Source organism: Longimicrobium sp. (assembly GCF_036280135.1).
Lineage (GTDB): Bacteria > Gemmatimonadota > Gemmatimonadetes > Longimicrobiales > Longimicrobiaceae > Longimicrobium.
This window is the reverse complement of record NZ_DASURI010000452.1, coordinates 1-8,208: the sequence shown is the minus strand read 5'-3', so window position 1 is coordinate 8,208 and position 8,208 is coordinate 1. Positions and strand designations below refer to the sequence as shown.

At 69.7% G+C, this 8,208-nt stretch carries 8 protein-coding genes; 6 read left to right on the top strand and 2 right to left on the bottom strand.

Annotated features, from left to right (window positions below):
* Window positions 1-49 precede the first annotated feature (49 nt).
* The 4 genes from VFZ20_RS14665 to VFZ20_RS14650 all read left to right on the top strand — a co-directional run bounded on the left by VFZ20_RS14665 (window position 50) and on the right by VFZ20_RS14650 (window position 2,959).
* Window positions 50-1,357, top strand: a complete 1,308-nt coding sequence (locus tag VFZ20_RS14665; protein WP_329684649.1) for a hypothetical protein — start codon at window positions 50-52, stop codon at window positions 1,355-1,357.
* Window positions 1,358-1,741: 384 nt separating this feature from the next.
* On the top strand, window positions 1,742-1,987 hold the full coding sequence (locus tag VFZ20_RS14660) for an addiction module protein (protein WP_329684648.1): 246 nt from the start codon (window positions 1,742-1,744) through the stop codon (window positions 1,985-1,987).
* Complete coding sequence (locus VFZ20_RS14655) at window positions 1,984-2,271, top strand: type II toxin-antitoxin system RelE/ParE family toxin (protein ID WP_329684647.1); 288 nt, start codon at window positions 1,984-1,986, stop codon at window positions 2,269-2,271. The genes VFZ20_RS14660 and VFZ20_RS14655 overlap by 4 nt, the downstream gene beginning before the upstream one ends.
* Before the next feature lie 127 nt (window positions 2,272-2,398).
* Window positions 2,399-2,959 (top strand): DinB family protein, encoded by a 561-nt coding sequence (locus VFZ20_RS14650; protein ID WP_329684646.1) that lies wholly within the window; start codon window positions 2,399-2,401, stop codon window positions 2,957-2,959.
* Window positions 2,960-3,041: 82 nt separating this feature from the next.
* On the opposite strand, the gene VFZ20_RS14645 is transcribed toward VFZ20_RS14650, so the two are convergent.
* Window positions 3,042-3,599, bottom strand: coding sequence for a GNAT family protein (locus VFZ20_RS14645; protein ID WP_329684645.1), 558 nt, complete (start codon window positions 3,597-3,599; stop codon window positions 3,042-3,044).
* Between the two features lie 88 nt (window positions 3,600-3,687).
* Between VFZ20_RS14645 and VFZ20_RS14640 the strand changes: the two genes are divergently transcribed.
* Window positions 3,688-5,319, top strand: coding sequence for a serine hydrolase domain-containing protein (locus VFZ20_RS14640; RefSeq protein WP_329684644.1), 1,632 nt, complete (start codon window positions 3,688-3,690; stop codon window positions 5,317-5,319).
* Between the two features lie 38 nt (window positions 5,320-5,357).
* On the opposite strand, the gene VFZ20_RS14635 is transcribed toward VFZ20_RS14640, so the two are convergent.
* Window positions 5,358-5,672, bottom strand: coding sequence for a hypothetical protein (locus tag VFZ20_RS14635; protein WP_329684643.1), 315 nt, complete (start codon window positions 5,670-5,672; stop codon window positions 5,358-5,360).
* 859 nt (window positions 5,673-6,531) lie between these two features.
* Between VFZ20_RS14635 and aceB the strand changes: the two genes are divergently transcribed.
* Entirely contained in the window at window positions 6,532-8,166 is a 1,635-nt protein-coding gene (aceB, locus tag VFZ20_RS14630; RefSeq protein WP_329684642.1) for a malate synthase A, read from the top strand.
* Window positions 8,167-8,208 lie beyond the last annotated feature (42 nt).

Sequence of the window (8,208 nt, the reverse complement as noted above, 5' to 3'; positions counted from 1 at the left end):
TTCGACGCGCCGGGCGAGGGGCCCGGCGCCACGCATTCAAGAGGGTTGGATGAAACGCATCGTCATTCTCGGCCTGGCGCTGGCCGCCGCGTGCGCGCCCGCCGGGACGCCGTCGCCCGCCGCGGCCGGCGGAGACCCGCTTGCGGGCGTCGCCGAGCGGTACACGCGCCTGGTGCTGGCCCTGGGGCAGCACGACCCGGACTACGTGGACGCCTACTACGGCCCGCCGGCGTGGCGGGAGGAAGAGGCGGCGGCCAAGCGGCCCCTGGCGGCCATCCAGTCCGAGGCGGACTCGCTGCTGCGCGTGCTCCCCGTCCTGGCGCCCCGCGGCGGGGACGAGATGCTGGCCCTGCGTCACCGCTACCTCACGCGCCAGCTGGAGTCGCTGCGGGCACGGACCGCCATGCTGGGCGGCGAGCGGCTCTCGTTCCAGGACGAGGCGCGCGCCCTGTACGACGCAGAGGTGCCGCGCGTGCCGGAGCAGGAGTTTCGCCAGGTGCTCGCGCGCCTGGACGAGCTGCTTCCCGGCACCGATCCGCTGCCCCAGCGCGTGCAGCGCTACCGCGACCAGTTCGTGATCCCCCGCGAGCGGCTGGACACCGTCTTTCGCACGGCCGTGGCCGAGGCACGCCGTCGCACGCTGCGGCACGTGCGCCTGCCGGAGAACGAGAGCTTCACCATCGAGTACGTCACGGGCAAGTCGTGGAGCGGGTACAACTGGTACCAGGGCAACGCGCGCAGCCTGATCCAGGTGAACACGGACTTTCCCATCTTCATCGACCGGGCGCTGGACCTGGCCGCGCACGAGGGCTACCCCGGGCACCACGTGTACAACGCGCTGCTGGAGCAGCACCTGGTGCGCGAGCGCAACTGGCCGGAGTTCTCCGTGTATCCGCTCTTCAGCCCGCAGTCGCTGATCGCGGAGGGCAGCGCCAACTTCGGCATCGAGGTGGCGTTCCCGGGCGCGGAGCGGCTGGCGTTCGAGCGCGACGTGCTCTTTCCCCTCGCGGGGCTGGACCCGTCGAAGGCGGCGCAGTACGCCGAGGTGCGCGACCTGATCGGCCGGCTGGGCTACTCGGACAACGAGGTGGCGCGCCGATACCTGGACGGCGAGATCACGCGGGAGCAGGGGATGGCGTGGCTGCAGGAGTTCGCCCTGACGCCGCCGGAGCGCGCGGGCCAGCGGATGGGCTTCATCGACCAGTACCGCAGCTACGTGATCAACTACAACCTGGGCCGCGACATGGTGCGCCGCTTCGTGGAGATGCGCGGCGGCACGGCGGACCATCCCGAGCGCCGCTGGGAGGTTTTCTCCGAGCTGCTCTCGTCTCCGCGCCTGCCCTCCGGGCTGCAGTAGCGCAAAGGTGGATTCGATCGAGTTCGAGGGCTCCCGCCGACCAGCGGGAGCCCTCGTTCTTTTGCGTGGATGGTCTTCGGCCGAGTCGTCGCAGTCCCCGTCGGAGCGCTCAGCCGGACGAAGCCGCCACCGTGCGACATGGTTTGCGCGCTGCGGATTTTCGCCGATTCGGCGACGGACGTGCAAGTGTGAGCATTGCAATCAGATAGATGCTGCCTCTGCGTGTCGGAAAACTCGTTCACGCGGTGGCGGGTCGCGGTTTTGAGTTTCGGAGGGAAGCGTTTATCGTGGGTTGTGCGCTTGCTCCACCGACCGGGTTGGAGGTTCGCGGCGCGGGTGTTACCATCAACGGTGAATGGCCGTGCAGCGGCCGGGAGGACACGCATGACGACTGGTGTGGCAATGGACGCGTCGATCGAAAGCCTCTGTGCCCTTCCGCTGAGAAAGCGGATCGAGATCGTCGAGGCTCTCATGGTCAGCATCGAACGCGAGGCGGGCCCTGATGTGTGGCCCATCTCCGACGAGGTCATCGAGGAGTCGCTCCGCGAGCTCGAGGCGCATGACGCGGATCCCAGTTCGTCGATTCCGTGGGAGACGGTGCGTGCCGAGCTGATGAAGAAGTACGGATGAGCTACGAAATCGTCCTGCGAGCGAGAGCGAGACGGGCGATTGATCGGGCGGCGGACTGGTATCACAAGAAGAATGAGCAGGCAGCGACCTCCTTTCTCCATGAGGTGGGACGCAGCCTGCAGCGGATCGGGGAGAATCCGAACCTGTACCCGATCGTCAGGGCTGATCTCCGGCGCGCCGTTGTTCCGGGCTTTCCGTACTCGCTCCTCTACAGCATTCGGAAGACGAAGGTCGTGGTCACCAATTGCGTACACTCCAGTCGCGACCCGCGTCACTGGCGGTGACGGCAGTTGGCTTTCCAACCGTTCGCCGCGCCCGCACCGTCCCACCGATGTGCGCCCTCGCGTGAAGCGCGGCTGACTGCCCGGATCAGCAGTGCTCACATCGCCCCTCTGCCAGCCGAACACGAGAATGCATCCCCAGCTACAGGCCGCCATCGAGCAGTTCGACGCCGCGCGCGAGCGCCTGCACCGGCTGGCGGCCACCGTACCGGCGGACGGCTGGGCGCAGCGCCCGTCGCCGGAGAACTGGTCGCCGGCGGAGTGCGTGGCGCACCTGAACCTCACCTCGCTCGCATACGTCCCGCAGCTCCAGGACGGGCTGCGGCAGGCGCGGGGCATCGGCGGCGGGGCGCCCACGCGCTTCAAGCACGGGTTCATGGGGTGGCTGCTCACACGCATGGTGGCGCCGGGCAAGGGCGGAAAGGTGAAGACGGCGGCGGCGTTCGTCCCCACGGCGACGGCGCCGATGGCGGAGCTCGTCGCCGAGTTCGACCGGCTGCAGGACGAGCAGGTGGCGCTCGTCCGCGCGGCGGACGGCCTGCCCATCGACCGGGTGCGGCTCGCGTCGCCGTTCAACGCGCGCATCAAGTACACGATGTACGCCGCGTTCACCATCCTGCCCAACCACCAGCACCGCCACCTGCTGCAGGCGGAGCGGGCCTGGGCCGCGGTCTCCGGCCAGCGCGGCTGATCGTCATCCGTCCACCGGACGAACGAAGACGCGGGCTCCGCCGAGGTGGCGGAGCCCGCGTTTCGTTCATCCTCCGCCGACGCTACTTCGCGCTGGCGCGGCGGGCGCGGGAGGGGCGCCAGTTCTCGCTGAGGATGGCCCAGCGCTCGTGGTCGCGCCAGCGGCCGGCGATCTTGAGGTAGCGCGGCGAGTAGCCCTCCTGCGTGAACCCCAGCCGCTGCACCAGCGCGCGCGACGCGGCGTTCTCCGGCTGCAGGTTGGCCTCTACCCGGTGCAGGCCCATTGCCCGAAAGGCGTGCGTGAGCACCAGGCCCACGCCCTCCGTCATGTATCCCTGCCCGGCGTACGGCGCGCCCGCCCAGTACCCCATGTACGCGCTGCGGAACGGGCCCATGAAGATCTGGCTCAGGTTCGTGGAGCCCACGATGGCGCCGTCGTGGCGGCGACAGATGACGAACGCCTCGAATTCCGCGGCCTCGTTGCGGCGCAGAAACGCCTCGAACGCCTCGGGCGTGGACGCGGCCGAGATCCACGGGGCGTGAAAGCGGCGGCTGGCGCGGACGAGCTCGATCCACTCCGCCGCGTCGTCCGCGCGGGGGGAGCGGATGAAGGTGATCCGGCCGGTCTGCAGTGCGTCCATGGATGCGGATCCGGTGAAAGGTTGGCGGATGGCGGGCGGAATCCTATGATTCGCGCGCACCCTTCGCCACACGTTCCCGCCCGTCATCATGCGATTCTCACGCGTCCTCCTCGTCCCGCTGGCGCTGCTCGCCGCGCCGGCCGCCGCGCAGACCAGCCTGGCCGCCAGGGCGGACTCCCTCTTCGCGGAGTTCGATTCCACCACCACGCCGGGGTGCGCCGTGGCCCTGTCCCAAGACGGGCGCACGGTGCTGGCGCGGGCGTACGGCATGGCCAACCTGGAGCACGGCATCCCCAACACGATGGAAACCGTGTTCGAGGCCGGCTCCGTGAGCAAGCAGTTCACGGCGGCCGCCGTCGTACTGCTGGCGCGGCAGGGAAAGCTGTCTCTGGACGACGACGCGCGGCGCTACGTCCCTGAGCTGCCGGACTACGGCACGCCCATCACCCTGCGCCACCTGCTCACCCACACCAGCGGGCTGCGCGACTGGGGCAGCGTGGTGGAGCTGGCCGGCTGGCCCCGCGGCACGCGCATCCACACGCACGCGCACGCGCTGGACGTCATCCGCCGCCAGCGGTCGCTCAACTTCGCGACGGGGACGGAGTACGGGTACAGCAACACGGGCTACAACCTGCTCGCCATCATCGTGGAGCGGGTGAGCGGCGTGAGCCTGGCCGAGTTCACGCGGCGCGAGCTGTTCGCGCCGCTGGGGATGACGCACACCACGTGGCGCGACGACTTTACGCGCGTGGTCCCCGGCCGGGCCGAGGCGTACGCGCGGCGCGACGGCGCGTGGCACCTGCAGATGCCGTTCGAGAACGTGTACGGCAACGGCGGCCTGCTCACCACCATCGGCGACCTGCTGCGCTGGAACCAGGCGCTGGACGAGGGGACGATCGCGGGGCTGGACACGCTGGAGACGTGGGCCGTGCTGGCCAACGGGCGGCGGCTGGAGTACGGGCTGGGGATCAGCACGGCGGACTTCAACGGCGTGCGGCTGGTGGGCCACAGCGGCGCCACGGCGGGGTACCGCGCATTCCTGGCGCGCTTTCCGGAAGCAAAGGCGTCCGTGGCGCTCCTTTGCAACGCGGCGGATGCGGGACCGGAGGAGCTGGCCCTGCGCACGGCCGTCTTCATCCTCGCCGACCGCTTTCGCGCGCCCGCGGCCCAGCCGGAGGACCCGCCGTCCATCACGCTGGAGACGGCGGCGCTGGCGGGGCGCGCGGGGACGTACCGCGACCGGCGCATCGGCCAGACGCTGGACCTGGAGGTGGTGAATGACACGTTGCGCACCGGGGCCGGCACGCGGCTGATCCCTGTCCGCGAGGGCGCGTTTCGCCTGGCGTCCGGCGCGGGCGAGGTGGAGTTCGTGGCCGGGCAGCCGGACGTGGTGAGGCTGCTGTGGGCCGACGGCGACACGGCGTGGTACGACCGCGCGGCGCCGGCGGACACGAGCGCGGCCACCCTGGCCGGGTACGCGGGCGAGTACTATAGCGACGAGGCGGAGGCGGCGTACACGGTGGCGGTGATGGCCGGCCGGCTGGTGCTGCGCCGCCGCCCCGACACGGTGCTGCGCCTGGCGCCCGCCTACGCGGACGCGTTCACCACGCCGGACGAGTGGATGGTGCGCTTTGAGCGGGGGCCGGACGGGCGCGTGCGGGCGCTCACGCTGGGCGTGGACCGCGTGCGCGCCCTGCGCTTCGATCGCGTGGGCGGGTGAAACGACGGGCGGGGCGGGCTGAGTGCCCGCCCCGCGCTTCAGTCGTCGCCCTCTTCGGTGCCCTTGCGGCTGATGAGCTTGTTGAAGCGGTCCAGCTCGCCGTCGTCGCCCTTGATGTCGCGGTGCAGGAAGGCGAGGTCGTTCTCCTCGAACTTCTCGAACCACTCGTCCCACTCGATCTCCTCGAGGGTGCCCTCGCCGGAGAAGCCGGGAAAGTCGATGCGCAGGATGCCGGGGTCTTCGCCCTTGCCCGTGCGCTTGACCCGCGCCGGCTTGCCTCCGCGCTCCTCCACCCACTTCCGGATGAAGTCGTGGTCGGTGGTGGTGTGCCCGCTGCGCTCGGTCTTGGCCATCGTCGTCGTCTCCGTCAACGTGTGCGGCCCGGCGCGCGCTTCGCACCGGCGGCCGGCGGCGCGTTCAAGCACGGAGCGTACCGTTGGAACGGCAGTGCGAGAGTGCGAAAGTGCGAGAGTGCGAAAGTGGGCATGTCGGGGTGCCTGCCGGGGTACACGTCCTTCGCCCTGGCTTTGACTTCCTGAGGGGGCCCGCGCGGCACCTGACGGGTCTGGATGCGTGCGGCCCCGAAGGATCTTCTCACCTTCTCTGGATCGTTGCGACGCGAGCGGATATCGCGGGCGGGTCCTGCGCGTGGGAGTTGGGTCCGCGCTCGGGCGAGAAGATCCTTCGGTCGGCGCCGGAGTACGTGCACGGGACGGATTGCGCGGCGCCTCCCTCAGGAAATCAACGGGTGGGGCAGCCGCAGTTCTCCCCCTCCCCCGCGAAGCGGGGGCAGGGGGCCGGGGGGAGGGGGCCCTTCGCGGACCGGCAGACACCTTGCCGACGTGCAGGGACCGCCGTTCACCCAATCTCCGCGAGGAACGAGCGGGGAGGGGGCCGGGGGGGGCATACGGGTGCACGAGCTCTCCTTCCCGTATCGATCTCCACATCTCCATTCCCCGCAACGCTTTGCCGATTCGCTCCATCCGCCGGCCCACCCGATCGGGTAGGGGATCCCCGCCGGTTGGAACGCATCACGCTACCACACAAGAAGCACCGCTGTGCCCATCGGAACGTGGCTGAGCGGTGCTCATGGAATCACTGTTGCTAAACAGAATCGTAACCATGCCGAATCGCCCGGAACCAGGGGTGTTCGGTGCGGCCGGCTGTGGCCCGGACGGACTTAGACCTACCTCTGAACAAAGGGATGTGCGCATGTCGGCAGGACTACTGGAGACCGCGGACGCGCAGGGTGTGCAGGTGCTGGGCGAGGGCAACGGCCTCAAGTCCCGGGTGCTTACGCCCGAGGCCCTGGACTTCGTGGCGGACCTGCACCGGCGCTTCAACCCCACGCGCATGGAGCTGCTGCGCGCGCGCGACGAACGCCAGGTGTGGCTGGACGCCGACGGCGAGCCGTCGTTCCTGGACGAGACGGCCGACGTGCGCGCCGGCGACTGGAAGGTCGCGCCCACCCCGCCGGACCTGCAGGACCGGCGCGTGGAGATCACCGGGCCCACGGACGCCAAGATGGTGATCAACGCCCTGAACTCGGGCGCCAGCTGCTTCATGGCCGACTTCGAGGACGCCCTCTCGCCCACGTGGAAGAACGTGCTGGAGGGGCAGTCCAACCTCATGGACGCCGTGCGCCGCACCCTTTTGCTGGACACGGGCGCCAAGCAGTACACGCTGAACGAAAAGACGGCCGTGCTGCTCGTCCGCCCGCGCGGATGGCACCTGCCGGAGCGCCACGTGCTGGTGGACGGCGAGCCCATCAGCGCCTCGCTCTTCGACTTCGGCCTGTACTTCTTTCACAACGCAAAGGAGCTCGTCCAGCGGGGCAGCGGGCCGTACTTCTACCTGCCCAAGATGGAGAGCCACCGCGAGGCGCGGCTGTGGAACGACGTCTTCAACCACGCGCAGGACGCCCTGGGCATTCCGCGGGGAACCATCCGCGCCACGGTGCTCATCGAGACCATCCTGGCCGCGTTCGAGATGGACGAGATCCTGTACGAGCTGCGCGACCACGCCGCCGCGCTCAACGCCGGCCGCTGGGACTACATCTTCAGCGTCATCAAGAAGTTCCGGAACCGCGGCGACTTCGTCCTGCCGGACCGCGCGGGCGTCACCATGACGGTTCCGTTCATGAAGGCCTACGCCGAGCTGCTGGTAAAGACCTGCCACCGCCGCGGCGCGCACGCCATGGGCGGCATGGCCGCGTTCATCCCCAGCCGCCGCGACGCCGAGGTCAACGAGCGCGCCATGGCCAAGGTGCGCGAGGACAAGTCGCGCGAGGCGGGGCAGGGCTTCGACGGCACCTGGGTGGCGCACCCGGACCTGGTCCCGGTCGCCAAGGCCGAGTTCGACCGGGTGCTGGGCGACCGCCCCAACCAGAAGGACGTGATGCGCGAGGACGTGGAGGTGGCCGCGCACGAGCTGCTGCAGACGGGCATCGTGGGCGGGCAGATCACGGAAGAGGGCGCGCGGCTCAACGTGAACGTGGCCCTGCAGTACATCGAGCAGTGGCTCAAGGGCAACGGCGCCGTGGCCATCCACAACCTCATGGAAGACGCCGCCACGGCCGAGATCAGCCGCGCCCAGCTGTGGCAGTGGATCCGCCACCGCTCGCCCATCCTGAACGACGGCGACGGGGACGGCTTCTTTACGCCCGATGACTACACGCGCATTCGCGACGAGGAGATGGCCGCCCTGCGCGCCGAGCGCGGCGACGACACGCGGTGCCTTGAAAAGGCGTGCGAGCTGCTGGACCAGCTGGTGCTGGGCGCCGAGTTCGAGGCGTTCCTCACGCTGCCCGCCTATGCCATCCTGGACGGCGGCAAGTGCGGGGACTAACAGGGAATAGGGAATAGGGAATAGGGAATAGGGAATAGGGAA

Coding starts and splice junctions, on each gene's coding strand:
- VFZ20_RS14665 (WP_329684649.1), top strand. CDS start 50: ATGAAACGCATCGTCATTCTCGGCCTGGCGCTGGCCGCCGCGTGCGCG.
- VFZ20_RS14660 (WP_329684648.1), top strand. CDS start 1,742: ATGACGACTGGTGTGGCAATGGACGCGTCGATCGAAAGCCTCTGTGCC.
- VFZ20_RS14655 (WP_329684647.1), top strand. CDS start 1,984: ATGAGCTACGAAATCGTCCTGCGAGCGAGAGCGAGACGGGCGATTGAT.
- VFZ20_RS14650 (WP_329684646.1), top strand. CDS start 2,399: ATGCATCCCCAGCTACAGGCCGCCATCGAGCAGTTCGACGCCGCGCGC.
- VFZ20_RS14645 (WP_329684645.1), bottom strand. CDS start 3,599: ATGGACGCACTGCAGACCGGCCGGATCACCTTCATCCGCTCCCCCCGC.
- VFZ20_RS14640 (WP_329684644.1), top strand. CDS start 3,688: ATGCGATTCTCACGCGTCCTCCTCGTCCCGCTGGCGCTGCTCGCCGCG.
- VFZ20_RS14635 (WP_329684643.1), bottom strand. CDS start 5,672: ATGGCCAAGACCGAGCGCAGCGGGCACACCACCACCGACCACGACTTC.
- aceB (WP_329684642.1), top strand. CDS start 6,532: ATGTCGGCAGGACTACTGGAGACCGCGGACGCGCAGGGTGTGCAGGTG.